The following is a 16,120-nucleotide window of genomic DNA, read 5'->3' as shown; positions in this document are numbered from 1 at the left end:
AAATGAGAAAGATATTATTGCTATTGGTCATTGTGTTTTTTGCTGGTTTGGTTTACAACATATACCCAGAAAATAAACTTCCATCAGATGTGTTGGTAGATTCGTTGGTAGTTTCTAAATCTCAACATAAAATGTTCGTTTATCAGCAAGGGAAATTGCTTAAAACCTACCAAGTTTCTTTTGGCGATAATCCGGTTGGACATAAACAATTTGAAGGTGATGAAAAAACACCTGAGGGACATTATACCATCAACGCCAAAAATGATAAAAGCGGCTACAATAAAAATTTAGGTATTTCTTATCCTAATGTGCAAGATATCAATTATGCAAAGTCGATAGGAAAGTCTACAGGTGGCGATATCAAGATTCATGGTTTACGAAATGGTCTAGGTATGATTAACAAATTTCAAAGGTGGTTTAACTGGACGAATGGATGTGTTGCCTTAACGAATTCTGAGGTCGATGAGTTATATCGCTCCGTGAAATTAGGAGCGGGAATTCAGATCAAACCATAAAATAAGTGAAATGAGAAATTTAATTATACTTATATTTTTGTTTAGTATAGCTGCTTGTCAACCAAAGGAGAAGAAACACTCAGGTAAAGAGGTGAAGGCTTTTCCGAAACAACAGAAAAAGCAAATCAAAATCGAAAATCCTATCGTGGGAAATACGAGTGATAGTAAGGTCTTTTATCAATGCGATCCAAATTGTATCTGGGAATATTACCATCCGTTTGCAGATACCAGTTATGTTTTTGCAGTTCAAAATTGTGGGGAAGAATACCTAGAAAAGGAAAAACAGCCCGAATATATTTTGGTATAGATAGGGGGCAAACTGATAAAATAATCTGGGGAGAAAATGTACTTATCAAAACCCAAAAAGATTTTATAGAATACAAAGATTTCAATGGAGATGATGTAAATGATATTGTTATCTTCTCAGAAACAGGTGCGAGAGGTTCAAACTCACATTATTTTTTATATCTAGTAGATAGCAAAAATCATAAGGTTAATCGCGTGCTAAATTTTGAGAATATTGTTAATCCAGAATATAACAAGAAATATAATGTAATTCTAGGTTATGGTTATTCTGGGACAAATAACTATAGCGTTTACAAAATTTCTAAAGCCAATAAAGTTTACCAAATTGGTGCAGGTTTTGAGGATGATTTCGCCGGAGACGAGGAGGTATTGGATGGTAAGATCAAAGATATTTTAGATAAAAATCGAAAATGAAGAAAATATTGATGCTTTTTGCAGCGTCGCTATTATTTGCATGTAATGGTGGCGACAAAAAGAAAGATGCGAATACCCAAAATGTGGTGCAGGAAAAAGCTGCCGATACCACTCAAATAAAAGTAGCCAATACTTCAAAATACATCCCGGTAAAAACTTGGGTTGATGATTTTAAAAATTTTAGGTCTGCTGTTTTAACAAAGGATAAGGCCAAGCTTAAAACCTATTTTAAATTTCCTGTATTAACTACCGAAAATTCTAGTTTGTGGTATTTAATTCAATTGAGCGATGGGGAGTGGAAAAAGCGAAAGTTAAAATATGGAAGCAAAGCCGATTTCTTTTACGAAGAGGATCTCGACCGTTACCTTAACCTGATTTTTGATCCCGACTTTGTGAAGACCATCACCAAAATAAAAACCGCTAAGCTTTTGAATGAGCAGCATTCAGAATCACCAATATTTACCAAAGGAGACTATACCTATCAAATGTTAGCTGATTTTTACGTAGAAGAACAAAACGCCCTGTATTTAAATATGAGTTTTGGGAGCACCGGTGTTGATGAAAACGGAGAGCATGTAAGTGAGGGAGAACACAACAACATTTATATGTTTGAATTGGTCGACAATAAACGAATCATTTTTAAAGGCTTTACTGCGGCAGGTTAATCATTCGAAATCTGTTAATTAAACATTCTAAGGGTTGTAAAATATATAAAGCATAAGCGAATAATAAACAATTCCTCGCAAATAATAATTGAGCGATTTCGCTAAAATGAAAATTTATAGTTTGGTGTTTATAAAATGATATAAGCATGAGAACGCTAAATTTTTTCTTCCTATTTATTGTCCTATCACTTGTTTCCGCCTGTTCAAATTCGCCTAAAAGCGATGGAGTTGATTACTTCTCCAAATCTGGTATCGAAATCCCAAAATATAGTAATGATGAAGTAAATAATCATCTAAATGATTTCAAAAATCTTTGGAATGTACTCTCAACTGCGGTGAAAAATGATGACAAATCATATTCTCCGGAGTTAAGCATACAGTTTTCTGACTGGACAATAAAGGCACTTAAATTAGAAGATAAGCTTAAACGTGATGAACGCAAAACGTATTACGGATTTATAGAGGACCTTACTAAAAAGTGGGATGAAAAAAGAAACAAACTAGATTAATTAAAATGGCTCCAAAAATGATTTTGAAGATTACTCCTTTATTCCTGCTGCTTTGTTTGGCTAAACCAATTTTTGCACAACTGCCCGAAGAAATAAAATGGAAACATTTGCAAAAGGATTACAATGCCGATAGTAGCGAATTGGTGCTCAGCTTAAATAACAAACTTTTACAAGGCAAGTACAAAATTCCATTTGATGAAGGCGGATTTGCACTTTACAATATCAAAAAAGGAATAATTACTGGCGAGGCGTTTTGGTATTCGCAAGGCGGAAGAATGGAATGCAAACTTTACTACAAAAACGGCGTTCGTAACGGGATAAAAGAAAATTACGATAACGAAGGCAAAGTTTGGTTACGCCAGGAGTATAAGGATGGCAAAAAAAACGGTGCCAGCGAAATGTACAGCGGTGGTAAATTATCAAATAAATCTGTGTACAAAGCCGATAAAAAACACGGTTTATCTCAAACCTTTTCAGGCGACCAAGTAATAACCGAAGCTTATTATGAAAACGATTTGAAGAATGGAACTTCTAAAACTTATGGTTCAGATGGGAAATTAACTATAGAAATTAATTACAAAAATGATAAGCGAAATGGTGTTTATCGAGTTTATAACGATGGACAAATCATGACCGAAACCAATTATAAAGATGATTTGCAAAACGGTTTATCCACCAATTATGCTTTGGGTAAAAAAAATATGGATGTCGAATTTTTGAACGGAAAACGTCATGGCGTTTCACACATGTACAAACCAGATGGATCAGTGCTTTTTACACATTACTATCTTAATGGAGAAAAAGTAACAGAAGCAATTTATAAACAAGCGCAAAAATAAGGTAAGTATAAAACGTTCCAAAAAATCTTGAAGAAATTATCATCGCAAACGACTTCCTTAGAAATTGCGCAGTCGTTAGCCAAACTTAAAAGCGTTTGGGTTGCTAGATTTATGAGGTTTACGCCACAAGTATTAGTATAAACTTGAATTGGCTAAATACAACTAAAATTAGTATCAAACGGCTCAGACTTACAAATTTAAATACTACAATAACAATAAATTTTAAAGTTAACAAAAAACAAAATGAAGAAAATGCTATTTATCGCTCTTGCATCAGCTATGCTTATTTCATGTAGCCAAAACAAAGAAAAAGGAAAAGTTGTAACGTTTGAAGAATACCATGCCTTAAATCAAAAAGAAGAAAATAATGGGAAACGATTTGCCATTGTCGGTTATCCTTTTATTGACGGCGATATCACAGTAAAAAGTACATTGTCTAACGATAGCCAATTGCCGCATATCGCTTTTTATGATGAGCCAGGTGGAAAAGGAAAAATGATTGCATCGCTACCTATGGCTAATGGAAAAGGGAAAAATGAATTTGACGCACCCGGTACATTTACAATGGATCAGGTTGTATTTTACGATAACGAGGGAAAACCCTTAAAATACACAGATAAAATGGAAGTATCTTTTACTATGGATTTACAAGTTGATAGAAGCAAAACAACTATGAACGACAAATCTGTTTATTACGGCGGTCCAAGCGAAACCAGAATAGATAAAGCGAATTAAAAGGTTAATTGAAACTGAACAGTTTAATACCAAAGGTTAATTTTTCATCAAACCGTACATATAGCATGAAAAAGTAATAATTCCATTCACACTAAAAAGAATTACAGCCGCTGAACCCCAAAAAAGCCCCAAACACGGGTGAGTACGCTTGGGAATGGGAACAAATTAGAATAGACCCGATTAAACAATATTACTATTAACATAGTGCCTGCGATAGGTTAAAGAAAAACGAAGTCACCTTTAAAATATCGCAGGTTATAATCATTTTTCTTATGGGATTTTTTGATAAAATATTCGGACAAAACGATAAAGCTGAACAGCCAAAAGAAACATTGCCGACACCAAGTATACCAATCTGTAAAACCGAACAAGAACTTATAGAACAGTTTTGCGGTATTGCGTTCGATAAGCAAATTGATTTAGGCGATGTAATCGGCAGCAATAATTGGAATGTTGACATGACGAAGGGAGAAATTAGCTTTGGTGCAGACTTGGTGTTTCCTATCCAGGTTTTAGGAACATTTTCACATTCATCTCAAACCTGGCTTTGGGCCTGGGCAAATACAAAATCAGAATTGCCTGAAAGCATTATGCAACAAGCAAACCAACTAAAAAAATATGGTGACGAAAACGATATAGATCTGCTAAGTATTAACCAATTTGATGCAACAATTGCCGATTTACACTTAATTGGATCGGTAGCTTCGGGCATGTTTAACACAAGTGGTTATTATATCGCCGACTATGGTGAAGGTGCGATGGTGGTTACCATACAAAGTGAAAAAGTAGATAAAATTCGTCAGCACAATCACCACAGAATTGCGACAGTTTTTCCGCAACTCATTTCGCAATTTGAGATGAACCACAATTTGGCGCTAACGAATTATTTAAACGCAAAAGGTTACCAAATTTCTGAGAATGGAGCCAAGTTAGTTGCTGCAAAAAACGGACAAACGATTACAGCCGAGTTCGATGAGCTATCGAGATTAACAAAGTTGAACGGATAAAAATCCAGCACAAAATGATAGAAATTTTTAAACAAAAAAGCGAACAATTATTTAATCAAGTAAAAAACGATGAAAGGTGGGATATCAATAACCAAACCTTGTTTAATGTTTTTGCTTTAAGTTACTATGGCTATAGTTTCGGCGTCGGAAATTTATTATGCTTTTTAGACCCAACCGAAATAAATGCGTTTGTAAAACATAAATTAATAGAACTAGGGGGTGCAGAAAAATATATAAGTGGTTTAATTGACTTTGCCTACGATACTTTTTTACAACCAACAGAGGGGGTTAATGCCCAACTGGTAGGAATTGGACACAGTCATTTTTCGGCAGAAGACACAACTGAACTAACCAAAGCAATATTTAATAATGCAAAAAGTATTCAACAAGCTTAGGCTTATCATCTAAAGAAATCAAAATGAAAAATTCCTATTCAGTTTTAATGCTTTCCCTAATCATAATGCTTTTTGCTGCGTGTGGCCCAACTATTTCTGGCAAGGATGAGCAAGCTTTTAAAACATCAAAAGCTAAAATGGAAGAAAAATTAGACAAAGAAGAAAAAGAAAACCTGGAGAAAGCTTTGCGGATAATCGTTGTAAAAGCGATGAAAGAGAAATGGAATTCCCCGAAGAAATATGGAGGAAAATCATTCGACAAAATTTCCATGGAAATGATTGATGGCAAAAGCTACAGCGCCATCATCAGCTATGCTGAAGACTTTTTAAAAGCCGACCGAGATGAAAAAATAGCCAGCAAAAAAGCCGAAATTGATAGTTTAGAAAAAGATAAGCTTAAAGCAATTGAAATAATTAAGAAAATAGATGCTTTTAAATTGACTAAAATCTCCATTAGTGAAGATGTGTTTTTTTCCGATGATCCCAAACAGCCTTTTTTGGATTTAACTTTTACAAACACTTTTAAAGAAAATTTAATTGGAGAGTATATGTTTTACATTAATATTTATTCCAAAAAAACAGGAGAATTAATAGCTTCAGAAGGTCAGGGAGGTACTTGGAATGATGATTATGTTTTAAAACCAAATGAAAATTTCGATTATCACCAACCCTTGCTACATAATGCGGTTCAACATTCTAACTTATGGAAAACTGCAAAATATCCTATCACCGATTTTTCTCCATATGATTTGGTAATCAAAGCTTATGCCACTAAAATAACAACCAAAAAGGGTGGAACCATTGAAAGACCAAAAGCCGATGCAGCTTATTTTGATGCTGAAATTAAAAAGCTAAACGAAGAAATTAAAGCACTTAAAGAAACAAAAGCAACTTTGGATGAACTGGAATTGACGGATAAGAAGTAAAGATGAAAAAACTGATATTAATCTTAATTATCGCTTTGTTTTATGGATGCAGCCAAAACCCAACATTTACAAAAGATAAAATGCTGACTGATTTTTTAGCTGTTGATGCAATAGAAAAAGCGGAAATTCATAATAATTACGGAACGTTTTTACTGAACAAAATACAGCTAGAAAACCTGAAAACAGCATTAAAAAAATTGAATTACGAGCCAAATCAAGACATTAAAGTTGGTGCAAAAGGAGTTTCGTTTACTATTAATAAAAAAGAATACCATTTATCTATGCGTACCAATGGAGAAATGGCAGAGATATTTGTAAATAACGAAAGCTTGGTTTTTAAAACAAATGGTTTAAACCTCGATAATTATAAGAAAGATTAGTTTAATGTTACTGGTTACGCTGATAGAGGAATAATTGACACGAAGCTAAAATAATTAAGTATCTCAACAAAACCTCGAAAAACGCCATTTAAGAAACGCAAATGAAGAATATATGGATACTTACAATGCTCTTACTGGTGCAATTTTTTGCTTTTGGACAAAATGAAGAGAAAAGCTATTACGACAATGGTAAATTAAGACAGCTAGGCTTATACGATGCGAATAACGAAAGAACTGGTGAATGGAAGTGGTATCATGAAAATGGAAAATTAGCGACGATTGGAAAATACGAAAATGATAAGCAAACAGGCGAATGGAAAGATTATTTCCCAAATGGAAAATTAAGTGAAATAGGAAGATGGGATAACGGAAAACTAACAGGAAAATGGGAAAGCTACTATATTGATGGTAAAATATATAAAACAGGAGTGTATGCCAATGGAAATGAAACAAATGAGTGGAAAGTATATTCCGAAAATGGTCAATTGTTGGAAATAGGAAGCTATGAAAATGGAAAAAAAATAGGCGAATGGAAAAAATACCACGAAAACGGACAACTCTTATCTATCGGAAATTACGAAAACCAAAATAAAACGGGAGAGTGGAAATATTACTATGAAAGTGGGCAATTAGAACAAATTCAACATTACAAAAATGGTATTGAAGTTGAAGAATGGAAATCGTTTTATGAGGATGGAAAACTTGCAAGTATAGAAATGTATAACAATGGACAGCTGATTGGGCTGTCAAAAAGATACCACGAAAATAACCAATTATGGATAATTGGGAACTATGAAAATGGCAAACAAACTGGCGAATGGAAATGGTTTCATGATAATGGAAAACTGAAAACTGTTGGTAGTTATATTAATGGAAAAAGCGCTGGCGAGTGGCGAGCTTACCATGAAAATGAGCAATTAGAAAAAATTGGGCAATATGATGAAAATGGAAAACGAACAGGCGAATGGAAAACATATCACGATAACGGAAAACTGGAAAGTATCGGAAAATCTAGTAATGGAAAGCAGATTGGTGAATGGAAATATTACGATAGGAAAGGCAAGTTAATTAATCAAAAACTTTAGAAATGGTAAATACACAACAGCAAATTTGCTTAAAAGTTAAAAAGCATTGATCAACAAATCTGATTGGCATCGAAACTGAAAAACGTTTAAAAAAATGAGCATAGATGAATATTCTGAACTCTACTTAACTATAAAATTGATTTTTGCCGTTTCAGTTTTTTTTGGACTTATTGGTTTTTCAATTGCCTTTATTTCGCAGTTCGAAATCAAGTTTTTGAAATACAGAAAAGTTGGAATTATATTAATATTCAATGCGATTTTTTTTGGCTTTTTAACCTACAACATCTATACAAATATGATAGAAAAGATTAGAAACGAAGTTAAAATGATAGTAAGTGATGTAGGTACTAAAATTTACCACCAAGAGGATGTGTTTAGCAAATTCTCTTCGAAAGAACTGAAAAATGAAATACTAAAAATGAAAGACTATAATTCTCATCATTCTGGTTATGGAGAAGGTATGAGTTTGACAATAGTGAATAAGAAAATAAAAACTTTTCATCTCACACTTTACAGGGATACACAAATAAGTAATGAATATTGGGTGTTCTCAGATAAATACGATTTTATGACAACTGACGATGAGATTGGAAGAATACATAGTGATATTTTAAATTAAACTGTGCTAACGTTTACCGCTTAATTTTCAACTATGATAAAAATTAGGGCATTAATTTGTTTATTTCTCAGCTTTATAGCTGTAAGCCAGCAATCATGCATCTCTAGGCTTAGGCGGCCAGAAATTACTGGCGTAATTGTAGATTACGATAAAAACCCCATTGCCAATTGCAAGGTTGGAGAAGCTTTAACAGATAAAAATGGAGGGTTTAAGCTTGCTGAAGAGCGTTACAATGCATTTTTGTTGACTGAAATATTTGCTATGGAAGCTCCTCCCTTAATGGTTTTTGAGCCGGTAGAAAAAGAAGGTTTTGAAAAAGATGCAGTTTCAATGTATAGTACAAGAGGCGGTGGGCAATCAAAAAGTGCGAAATATAAAATTGATACTATTTTTTTAAGAAGAACCAACCAAACATTTGATATATCAGCCTTGCTAAAAAATAGCGATTGGAAATTAGCCTTTACCAAACAGGCTGATACCGTTTATTTGCTTAAAGATGGTTTTAGAGAATGGTGTAAAACAGATAGGTGCAGTCCGTTTTACAGCGAGTATCAAGGGCTTGTAGACAACGCCTATACTGGTGCTAAAAATCTTCCAGAGGGAATGATTAGGAGAATGATAGAGGTGAGGTTTGATGCAGAAAAATCACCATTTAAAATAAATATGATTTGCGAATATAATAGCACTTTTGATGGGCCAAACAGACCAGCAGATACCACAAATTCAAAAGGGAGCTATCAGGTTTTGAACAATACGAAAATGCTATTCGATGCAGGTAAACTCAAAGAGCTTACGGGGAAATACAATATCTCTGATGTAGATTTATATCAAATGAAATTAACCAAGGTGAAATGAAAAAAATCGGCTTACTTTTATTCATTTTATTTGGCTTAGCAAAAATTGTTACGGCCCAAACTAAAACAGACAGCTTATATAAAAAAGCCGATGAACTTGCTCGTTTGGTTTATAGCATCGATAACCCCTATGAATACGATCCGGTAAGAATTATTTATACGGATAGTATCAAACCCAAACCTTTTAATGAGGTCAGCTACAGTTGGGCCTTATCACTTTTTAAACTGCAAAAAGATAGGATCGAAATATTTGGAGATAAATTCTCTATCTCATATAACAATATCAAAATTGAACTTTTTAAACCTATTAAACAGGTGATCTCTATGTGCCCAAAATTGGAATTAAACTCAAATGATGGTAAAAATTTTCGTTCCAAAAATGGTTTGGTTAGCCTTTCCACTGTTAAATATAAAGGTGTTGATTATATCGTTGAAATGCAGGTTAATGACAGCAAATTGAATGACAGGGAAGTAAAAAATTATGGTATTATATTGGTCGATGGGTTTCCGGTAACGCATAACCATGATCCAATAGAAACCACGGATGCATTTAATAAGAAAGCAATTGATATGGCCCATCAAATTAGTGGTTATGGTAGATATGGATCTTACAGGTTTAGGTTGCGAAAGGTAGATAATGAATTGCTACAGATTGCCAGTTTAACTTATTCGAAAGCATACATCGAAAAATTACAGCAGAAAAGTATTAATTTTTCTTTTAGATGGGAAAATGATTTTGCTAGACATATTTATAAAATTGGTTTTTATATTGATGGTATCGATCCAGATAAGAAAGAACTAGAAGCACCAAGAGCGAATTAAAATGACGGTAATCATCATCTTGTTTTTTATTATTTGCCCCATTGCTGGCTATCTGTTTTACAAGCAGGTAAGGCAAAATGCAAAACCTGCAATTGTGGTTGGGGAGTTTATTTTTATAGGTCTTTTTATCCTGTCTATTAGTTTATTTGGTATGATCTGGCTTTTTAATGGCGATGATTATTATACCTCAATAGATGTGGTAGATGGTGGCTATACGCCACTCGCTTTCAAGCACTTGCCAACACTCTTGGTGTTTTTTACACTTGCCATTTTCAGCCTAATTAAACTTTGGTATAAGCGCAATAATTTGCCGCCTTTGCTATTTTCAATCTGTGTAGTTTTTGTGATTATTGGTCTGCCTATAAGCTTGTCTGTTCTTATTCAAACGGGTAGTAATACAATACACAATAAAGGAGAGTTTTTCTTTGTACCACTACCATTCTTTTACATTGTTACAAGCATTATCATTTTAAACAAAATTGTAAGCAACGAAATTAAATTTTCGCCCACTAAAATTTATCGCAACAAATATCTAAACCAGCTAAACCAAAAACTAGCCCAAGCCAAAGTACTTCCTTTATGGATTTTTTTGATGATTTTGCCAGTTTTCGCCATAGTAACAGCTATTTTAATACTCTTCGGGCAACATGTCAATTCTATAACTAAAGTGTTTACAGAAACCACTACCTGGACATTCTCGCAAAAAACACATCCTCCATTTTTAGACCATAAAGGGCATTACCTCTGTACAGTTGCTGTTTGCGGAACACCTGCAATTGTAAAACCTTTACGGCTTGGCAAAAGACATGGGCACGAAATTATTGTGAACAGACAGTTGTTAATTGCCAATGCTTTTGAAGAATTGATACAAGAAAACGCACCTCGTTTACACAAAGTGATTAGAGGTTTTTACGATAAATATGGCTATCCGCTATCAAAAAAAATTACTACAGCCAAGGCTTCAAACGCAGTTTATATCTTAATGAAACCTTTAGAATATTTCTTTTTAATGGTGTTGTACTTGTTTAGTGCCAAACCCGAAGAAAAAATAAACAAACAATATGAAATTTAAGATAACTGCCATTTTCATGTTGTTTGTCTCGTTCAGTTGCATCGGGCAAGAAGTAAAACCTACAAAAATGGAAGAGAAAACGAGCACAGTTCCTGTAGAACCTTTAGGTTTAATTAAACAGCGTAAACCAGTTGGCGATTTTATGCCCGATTTTAATGTAGAAACAGATTTTTTAATAGCAAAAATTGGTGATCAGCAATACGCCATTAAATCTTCCGACTTAGTGCCATTAGTTTTAGATGTGAGTTGGATGAGCAGTATTCCACGTTGGAACGCCTACATCAGTTATTACAAGGAAGGCAGGTCTGTTTACACCAATGCGCAATATGTATTAAATATCGACCCGAAAAATCTTGACCCCAAAATTTTTAAAAAGCTCAACTATCAAAAGGAAATAATTAAAGACGAAGAAACGTATGTAGCCAAGCGAAAAGAACTTGAAAAATCTAATGAAGGGAGATGGTATGAAAGAAAACGTTACTTTATTGAACACGAGACGAATAAATACTTCCTGTATTTTATTGTGCATATCCCTTTAACTCTTGCCGAATTAACGGCCTTGCCCTCGAAGTTAGCAGATTATAATCCCGCTGAATATTACCGTGCAAACGGTAAAGAGAAATTCGAGAACAGTATTAAAAGTAGGACTATCGAATATAATCGTTGCGAATATTATTTTACAACAGCTGATAAAAACGAGAGAGTTTATGGAGGTTATAATGCCAACAACGAGGGCCAGTTTCTGGTGCCGGTAAAAGTTTATTGCAGGTTAACTATAGATAATTGTCGAGCAAAATTTGATGCCAAGACGATGCAACTGTTTTACGGCAAACCCATTGGGATTTATAAAGGAGCAGAGGAAAAAAATGAAGCGTATATTTTAGAATGGTTCGATTTTTAAAACGATTGACATTCTCTAATAGAAAGATATGGGTCATGTGTCCCGCTTAATTAAGCCAAGGTTTTTAAAGCGGTCGTCATTGCGAGGAACGAAGCAATCTCATTGCTGTTTAGCTTTCTACTTTCGAAAAGGAGATTGCTTCGGGCGATGAAAAATCGACCCTCGCAATGACGAAGCTTTTTTAACTTAATGACATTGAGGAGAAAGTGGGAGGATTAAACAACATAAACTAGAAAACAAACAATGAAAAAAATACTTATCATACTATTATCAGCACTGTCTTTTTTTGAATTAAAAGCGCAAGATGCCAAAGTTACTTCAATTATAAATTTCACTGGATTGATCGATAAATATCCGATAGAAATGAAATTGGAAATGAACCAAAAGAACGATAGTATAGCTGGCGAATACTACTACAAAAAGAATGGCAATACCGAGAAAATAATTCTCGAGGGCAAATTAATAGATGGCGAACTCAACTTGCAAGAAAGCACCTACAATATCGCAAAGCGGAAATATGAAATCACAGGGAAATTCAGACTTAATTATATAGACCAGATTTATTTGAGCGGCAGTTGGCAAAAACCTGGTAAAGACGCAGCATATCTAACCGTAAAACTGACAGCTAGAGAAAATTTAAAGGCATTTAATCCTTCCAATTACGTTTTTCAGTACTCCCGAAACCGAGCGAAGATAGATAACCTTCCAGCCGATGCGCAATATTATTTCAATCTGGTTTTGCTCAAGGTCTTCGTAAACAAAAGCCAGCGCTGCATTTTTACAGATTTTCATGATGTTTTTATGAAAGAAGCCGAAGTTTTGCTCGAGGATCTGAATTTTGATGGTTACCTCGATATTAAAATCCCCATCTATTACCCAGGCGTAGCCAAAGGCGATTACTCTTTCCTGTATTTTATCTATCAACCCGAAAAACGTGGATTTATCCAAAGCAAACAGTTGAATGATTTAGGTGTGATATTTTTTGATGCCGTTAAAAAAGAAGCCCAAACCATAGATGCAGATGGAAGCGGAAACGAAGGAACCCAATATTACCGCTGGCAAAATGGAAAACTGTTTCTGGTGAAAGAAGAAAGGGTTTACGAAAACGACAGCTACACGCATTTCACTTATTATAAAATCGAAAACGGAAAATCTGTATTGGTTAAAACCGAAAAGAAAAAATAAAAAATGTTATGCAGTGCTTTTTGCGAATAATAAAGCAAGAGCAACACATTTGTACAAGGCTAGAGCGAATAATTATTATCTATAAAGAGAATAGAAAAGGAGGTTATCTTCAATAAAAAAACTCTCGAATATGGAAAATAATAAGGCAATTCAAAATGCCGAGCGAATAAAGTCTGCTGCGATCGGATTTATTGGCGCTGGAATATTTAGTCAAGGCACATTGTATTTTCAACCTCAATCTAACTACAACATTCCCCGCATTTTATATCCTGTATTTATTTATTTAGGAAATACTGGTCTGGCGGTAACAATGGTTTTGCTCGGGCTTGCACTATTGTTTTTCGGCCTTAGGAAATGGATGGGCCATGGAGGAAAAACTGGCCTATACGCCTTGGTTTCGTTGGCCTCGCTTGCACTGTTTTTTTCTATTTTAATTTTTGCGGGAAAGAAAAAAACGAGCACAGAGGAGTTAGTGAAAACTTCCGAAGAAAACCGACAAAAGGGAATTGATAAAATCAATGCCATGGAAAAACCGGATTTCGGTAATCCAGAGGTTGATCAGCACTTCGCTGCTTTCGAGACACTTTTAAAAGAGTATTCAACTGCCTTTAAAAATAAAAACAAAGCCGAAATTGATGCAAAGGAACAAGCTTATATGGATTGGAGTAGTAGATCAGCAGGTTTAATCCAAAAGCTAGAAACGTCAGAACAGAAACAGCAGTTTGCCCTGTATTTGGCCAAATTATCCATGAAATGGCAGGAAGTGGAGTAGATACTTTTTCACCGTAGCGTCATTGCGAGGAAGCATGACGAAGCAATCTATTTTGCGGGATAGATTGCTTCGTAACCTCGCAATGACGACCTACTTTATAAATTAACCTACCAAAAAAATGCAAATCACTTTAAATTACGCTTACACTCAAGACCAGCTTAAACGAGCTTACCGCTTTAACGTTTTCCCAACGCCACGGGCGAAGTTCTTTTTATTATTTCTAAGCTGTTTTATTTTTGGGGTAGGCATTTCATGCTGGTTTATATCTGAGCCATCTACATCGAATATCCTGCTTATAAAAGCTTTAAAGAACATTATGCTAGCAACATGTTTAATTTGGTTGTCTGTGCTGCTCGCTGTTGCGCTAAATTATTATTACCTGCCAATTTATGCTTTTAAACAAAGCCCATTTTACAGAGGTAATTTTACCATTAATTTATTTACAGAAGGATTGGCTTTTAAACAGCAGCTTGTTGAGAAAGAAAGTAGTAGCAATCGAGATGGCTTTGTGTATTGGGGAGCATTTACCAAGAAAGCTGAAAATGAAGAGTTTATTATGCTGTTTCAGGGCAGAAAGCATTCAATTTTGCCCAAGTCATCGTTTTTAAGTATTGCTGAGTTGGAAGAATTTAGATCGTTTTTAATGGAACAAAAACATATTAAAACAAAGAAGTTTAATGGGGCAGAAATTTGGATAAAGAACTAATGTAATGACTATTTATAGGAAAAATATTCTAGTAATCATACTGGCAATTGCCGGCTTTATCTTAAGTATTGTCTATGGATATTTTTTTCGCAATTTCATCCAACAACCTGATTTCAAGTTGAAAGACAGCCAATATAAATTGCTGCCAGAAGGGGTAAAGACGGAAAGATACAGTGTGACTCGTCTTTTCAAAAATTCCTACAGAGATAATCTTTCGAAGCCTTATTATTTCGCTTCAAGAAAGAATATCATTCTTATTAAACATCATGAAGATAAGAGGAAACAATCATTTTATAAAATAGATAGCTTAGGAAATGTGGCCGATAGCATTACATTCAACAACGATTATAGTACTATTCTCCGTGGCGATTATATATTGCAAAACACAGCATATTCAAGCTGGATATTAGATGGCGATACCACCACTAAAAAATACATTGAGCTTAATGCCAGTGTTGACTGGCCGAAAGATAAAGTTGAAGAGGAATTTTCCAGACTAAATCAAAAAGCTACAGACGTGTTCTATTTCAAATTCGATCGCTTATGGAAGTACGATGATCCAAATAGAAACCGTGAAATAGATAAGGCCATATTTTTAATTAACGGAAAATGGGTTGCACTTTATGGTAAGAAATTATATGTAAATCTTGATGACCTCCCTGATGCTCAGCTACCAAATCTGGTTCCTGATAGTAAAGCCTTTGATAAACCCAATTCAATCGTCTATGTTGCTGATTATCAAAAAATAAACCGGGTGAAAAAAAACAACTGGTATGGGTTCGCTTACATCAATTTATTTTATAAAACAGATACAATTAAAATTAAGGCGAAGTTATTCCAGAATGAAAAGCCAAAAAACGATCAAGGGAAGTATCCTACATACAATTTTGGCTACTATAAACCTAAAAATCTGCCATACGCACTCCTCTATGAAGATGATGTTTATTATATCATTAAACCCAAAAATAGCAATGAAAATTAAGCTGTCATTTATTAAAGCCTTTTTAATTGCATTAACAACCACCATTGGTTTTCTGATTTATGTATTCATAAATCCTGAGTTAAATAGCGGTTATGGTGGCCTGTTTTTTTTTAGCATTAGCCCAGCTATATTAGTTGGTGTAGTTGTTTATTGTTATATCATTAAATTTTTCGATCATGCAGGTTTATTGGCGCCACATTTCATCTTTAGGTTCTTGGTGCCATTTTTAGTGATCTCGCTGGTGATTCGGATTGCTGTCAACACTGGAGACGATCCATTGATCGAGGCTTTTCAACAATACAATTTCCATGATTATATTAGTTACTTTTTCAATTTCGCTTTGTCGGCTCTTTTGCCATTGGCAATAGTTTTTGCGGCCATCACGGGAATGCTGGAGATAGGTAATAATGAAGCTATACAAGAATAAATAA

The 16,120-nt window shown here is 34.4% G+C and carries 22 protein-coding genes; all 22 read left to right on the top strand.

The genetic code is table 11. The features are described from left to right. Nucleotides 1-2: 2 nt before the first annotated feature. The 22 genes from ACZZZC_RS13945 (at nucleotide 3) to ACZZZC_RS13840 (ending at nucleotide 16,116) form a co-directional block, all read left to right on the top strand. Nucleotides 3-515, top strand: coding sequence for a L,D-transpeptidase family protein (locus ACZZZC_RS13945; protein ID WP_463482593.1), 513 nt, complete (start codon nucleotides 3-5; stop codon nucleotides 513-515). Nucleotides 516-525: 10 nt separating this feature from the next. Then, nucleotides 526-822 (top strand): hypothetical protein, encoded by a 297-nt coding sequence (locus ACZZZC_RS13940; RefSeq protein WP_463487440.1) that lies wholly within the window; start codon nucleotides 526-528, stop codon nucleotides 820-822. Continuing rightward, nucleotides 768-1,235 carry an XAC2610-related protein gene (locus ACZZZC_RS13935; RefSeq protein ID WP_463487439.1) on the top strand — a complete coding sequence of 156 codons (468 nt, stop codon included), beginning with the start codon at nucleotides 768-770 and terminating at the stop codon, nucleotides 1,233-1,235. The genes ACZZZC_RS13940 and ACZZZC_RS13935 overlap by 55 nt, the downstream gene beginning before the upstream one ends. After that, complete coding sequence (locus ACZZZC_RS13930; protein WP_463482591.1) at nucleotides 1,232-1,900, top strand: hypothetical protein; 669 nt, start codon at nucleotides 1,232-1,234, stop codon at nucleotides 1,898-1,900. The genes ACZZZC_RS13935 and ACZZZC_RS13930 overlap by 4 nt, the downstream gene beginning before the upstream one ends. Nucleotides 1,901-2,046: 146 nt before the next feature. Then, entirely contained in the window at nucleotides 2,047-2,409 is a 363-nt protein-coding gene (locus ACZZZC_RS13925; protein WP_463482590.1) for a hypothetical protein, read from the top strand. Nucleotides 2,410-2,426: 17 nt separating this feature from the next. Beyond that, nucleotides 2,427-3,248 carry a toxin-antitoxin system YwqK family antitoxin gene (locus ACZZZC_RS13920; RefSeq protein ID WP_463482589.1) on the top strand — a complete coding sequence of 274 codons (822 nt, stop codon included), beginning with the start codon at nucleotides 2,427-2,429 and terminating at the stop codon, nucleotides 3,246-3,248. A 243-nt stretch (nucleotides 3,249-3,491) separates the two neighbouring features. Beyond that, nucleotides 3,492-3,983 carry a hypothetical protein gene (locus ACZZZC_RS13915; RefSeq protein ID WP_463482588.1) on the top strand — a complete coding sequence of 164 codons (492 nt, stop codon included), beginning with the start codon at nucleotides 3,492-3,494 and terminating at the stop codon, nucleotides 3,981-3,983. Nucleotides 3,984-4,255: 272 nt separating this feature from the next. Beyond that, nucleotides 4,256-4,990: a DUF6882 domain-containing protein gene (locus tag ACZZZC_RS13910; protein ID WP_463482587.1), complete on the top strand. Its 735-nt coding sequence runs from the start codon at nucleotides 4,256-4,258 to the stop codon at nucleotides 4,988-4,990. 14 nt (nucleotides 4,991-5,004) lie between these two features. After that, entirely contained in the window at nucleotides 5,005-5,385 is a 381-nt protein-coding gene (locus ACZZZC_RS13905) for a hypothetical protein (protein ID WP_463487438.1), read from the top strand. A gap of 23 nt (nucleotides 5,386-5,408) precedes the next feature. Further along, complete coding sequence (locus ACZZZC_RS13900; RefSeq protein ID WP_463482585.1) at nucleotides 5,409-6,311, top strand: hypothetical protein; 903 nt, start codon at nucleotides 5,409-5,411, stop codon at nucleotides 6,309-6,311. Between the two features lie 2 nt (nucleotides 6,312-6,313). Continuing rightward, a complete protein-coding gene (locus tag ACZZZC_RS13895; protein ID WP_463482584.1) occupies nucleotides 6,314-6,691 on the top strand; it encodes a hypothetical protein in 378 nt (125 codons plus the stop codon). Between the two features lie 101 nt (nucleotides 6,692-6,792). Then, entirely contained in the window at nucleotides 6,793-7,776 is a 984-nt protein-coding gene (locus ACZZZC_RS13890; RefSeq protein ID WP_463482583.1) for a toxin-antitoxin system YwqK family antitoxin, read from the top strand. Nucleotides 7,777-7,870: 94 nt separating this feature from the next. Further along, entirely contained in the window at nucleotides 7,871-8,395 is a 525-nt protein-coding gene (locus ACZZZC_RS13885) for a hypothetical protein (RefSeq protein WP_463482582.1), read from the top strand. 33 nt (nucleotides 8,396-8,428) lie between these two features. After that, nucleotides 8,429-9,250, top strand: coding sequence for a hypothetical protein (locus ACZZZC_RS13880; protein ID WP_463487437.1), 822 nt, complete (start codon nucleotides 8,429-8,431; stop codon nucleotides 9,248-9,250). Further along, nucleotides 9,247-10,071 (top strand): hypothetical protein, encoded by an 825-nt coding sequence (locus ACZZZC_RS13875; RefSeq protein ID WP_463482580.1) that lies wholly within the window; start codon nucleotides 9,247-9,249, stop codon nucleotides 10,069-10,071. The genes ACZZZC_RS13880 and ACZZZC_RS13875 overlap by 4 nt, the downstream gene beginning before the upstream one ends. Nucleotide 10,072: 1 nt before the next feature. Next, entirely contained in the window at nucleotides 10,073-11,143 is a 1,071-nt protein-coding gene (locus tag ACZZZC_RS13870; RefSeq protein WP_463487436.1) for a DUF6688 domain-containing protein, read from the top strand. Then, nucleotides 11,133-12,044, top strand: coding sequence for a hypothetical protein (locus ACZZZC_RS13865; protein WP_463482578.1), 912 nt, complete (start codon nucleotides 11,133-11,135; stop codon nucleotides 12,042-12,044). The genes ACZZZC_RS13870 and ACZZZC_RS13865 overlap by 11 nt, the downstream gene beginning before the upstream one ends. A gap of 243 nt (nucleotides 12,045-12,287) precedes the next feature. After that, the gene (locus tag ACZZZC_RS13860) at nucleotides 12,288-13,229 is read left to right on the top strand and encodes an XAC2610-related protein (RefSeq protein WP_463487435.1); all 942 of its coding nucleotides are present in this window, start codon (nucleotides 12,288-12,290) and stop codon (nucleotides 13,227-13,229) included. A 130-nt stretch (nucleotides 13,230-13,359) separates the two neighbouring features. Beyond that, complete coding sequence (locus tag ACZZZC_RS13855) at nucleotides 13,360-14,001, top strand: hypothetical protein (RefSeq protein WP_463482576.1); 642 nt, start codon at nucleotides 13,360-13,362, stop codon at nucleotides 13,999-14,001. Between the two features lie 118 nt (nucleotides 14,002-14,119). Then, nucleotides 14,120-14,707, top strand: a complete 588-nt coding sequence (locus ACZZZC_RS13850; RefSeq protein WP_463482575.1) for a YcxB family protein — start codon at nucleotides 14,120-14,122, stop codon at nucleotides 14,705-14,707. A gap of 4 nt (nucleotides 14,708-14,711) precedes the next feature. Next, nucleotides 14,712-15,689, top strand: coding sequence for a hypothetical protein (locus tag ACZZZC_RS13845; protein WP_463482574.1), 978 nt, complete (start codon nucleotides 14,712-14,714; stop codon nucleotides 15,687-15,689). Next, nucleotides 15,679-16,116 (top strand): hypothetical protein, encoded by a 438-nt coding sequence (locus ACZZZC_RS13840; RefSeq protein WP_463487434.1) that lies wholly within the window; start codon nucleotides 15,679-15,681, stop codon nucleotides 16,114-16,116. Before ACZZZC_RS13845 ends, ACZZZC_RS13840 begins: the two co-directional genes overlap by 11 nt. Nucleotides 16,117-16,120: the final 4 nt, after the last annotated feature.

The sequence above is a fragment of the Pedobacter sp. AC212 genome, assembly GCF_979258625.1.
This window is presented reverse-complemented; position numbering and strand designations above follow the sequence as displayed.

Coding starts and splice junctions, on each gene's coding strand:
- ACZZZC_RS13915 (WP_463482588.1), top strand. CDS start 3,492: ATGAAGAAAATGCTATTTATCGCTCTTGCATCAGCTATGCTTATTTCA.
- ACZZZC_RS13920 (WP_463482589.1), top strand. CDS start 2,427: ATGATTTTGAAGATTACTCCTTTATTCCTGCTGCTTTGTTTGGCTAAA.
- ACZZZC_RS13870 (WP_463487436.1), top strand. CDS start 10,073: ATGACGGTAATCATCATCTTGTTTTTTATTATTTGCCCCATTGCTGGC.
- ACZZZC_RS13865 (WP_463482578.1), top strand. CDS start 11,133: ATGAAATTTAAGATAACTGCCATTTTCATGTTGTTTGTCTCGTTCAGT.
- ACZZZC_RS13905 (WP_463487438.1), top strand. CDS start 5,005: ATGATAGAAATTTTTAAACAAAAAAGCGAACAATTATTTAATCAAGTA.
- ACZZZC_RS13890 (WP_463482583.1), top strand. CDS start 6,793: ATGAAGAATATATGGATACTTACAATGCTCTTACTGGTGCAATTTTTT.
- ACZZZC_RS13850 (WP_463482575.1), top strand. CDS start 14,120: ATGCAAATCACTTTAAATTACGCTTACACTCAAGACCAGCTTAAACGA.
- ACZZZC_RS13855 (WP_463482576.1), top strand. CDS start 13,360: ATGGAAAATAATAAGGCAATTCAAAATGCCGAGCGAATAAAGTCTGCT.
- ACZZZC_RS13875 (WP_463482580.1), top strand. CDS start 9,247: ATGAAAAAAATCGGCTTACTTTTATTCATTTTATTTGGCTTAGCAAAA.
- ACZZZC_RS13900 (WP_463482585.1), top strand. CDS start 5,409: ATGAAAAATTCCTATTCAGTTTTAATGCTTTCCCTAATCATAATGCTT.
- ACZZZC_RS13845 (WP_463482574.1), top strand. CDS start 14,712: ATGACTATTTATAGGAAAAATATTCTAGTAATCATACTGGCAATTGCC.
- ACZZZC_RS13885 (WP_463482582.1), top strand. CDS start 7,871: ATGAGCATAGATGAATATTCTGAACTCTACTTAACTATAAAATTGATT.
- ACZZZC_RS13880 (WP_463487437.1), top strand. CDS start 8,429: ATGATAAAAATTAGGGCATTAATTTGTTTATTTCTCAGCTTTATAGCT.
- ACZZZC_RS13925 (WP_463482590.1), top strand. CDS start 2,047: ATGAGAACGCTAAATTTTTTCTTCCTATTTATTGTCCTATCACTTGTT.
- ACZZZC_RS13945 (WP_463482593.1), top strand. CDS start 3: ATGAGAAAGATATTATTGCTATTGGTCATTGTGTTTTTTGCTGGTTTG.
- ACZZZC_RS13860 (WP_463487435.1), top strand. CDS start 12,288: ATGAAAAAAATACTTATCATACTATTATCAGCACTGTCTTTTTTTGAA.
- ACZZZC_RS13840 (WP_463487434.1), top strand. CDS start 15,679: ATGAAAATTAAGCTGTCATTTATTAAAGCCTTTTTAATTGCATTAACA.
- ACZZZC_RS13895 (WP_463482584.1), top strand. CDS start 6,314: ATGAAAAAACTGATATTAATCTTAATTATCGCTTTGTTTTATGGATGC.
- ACZZZC_RS13940 (WP_463487440.1), top strand. CDS start 526: ATGAGAAATTTAATTATACTTATATTTTTGTTTAGTATAGCTGCTTGT.
- ACZZZC_RS13930 (WP_463482591.1), top strand. CDS start 1,232: ATGAAGAAAATATTGATGCTTTTTGCAGCGTCGCTATTATTTGCATGT.
- ACZZZC_RS13910 (WP_463482587.1), top strand. CDS start 4,256: ATGGGATTTTTTGATAAAATATTCGGACAAAACGATAAAGCTGAACAG.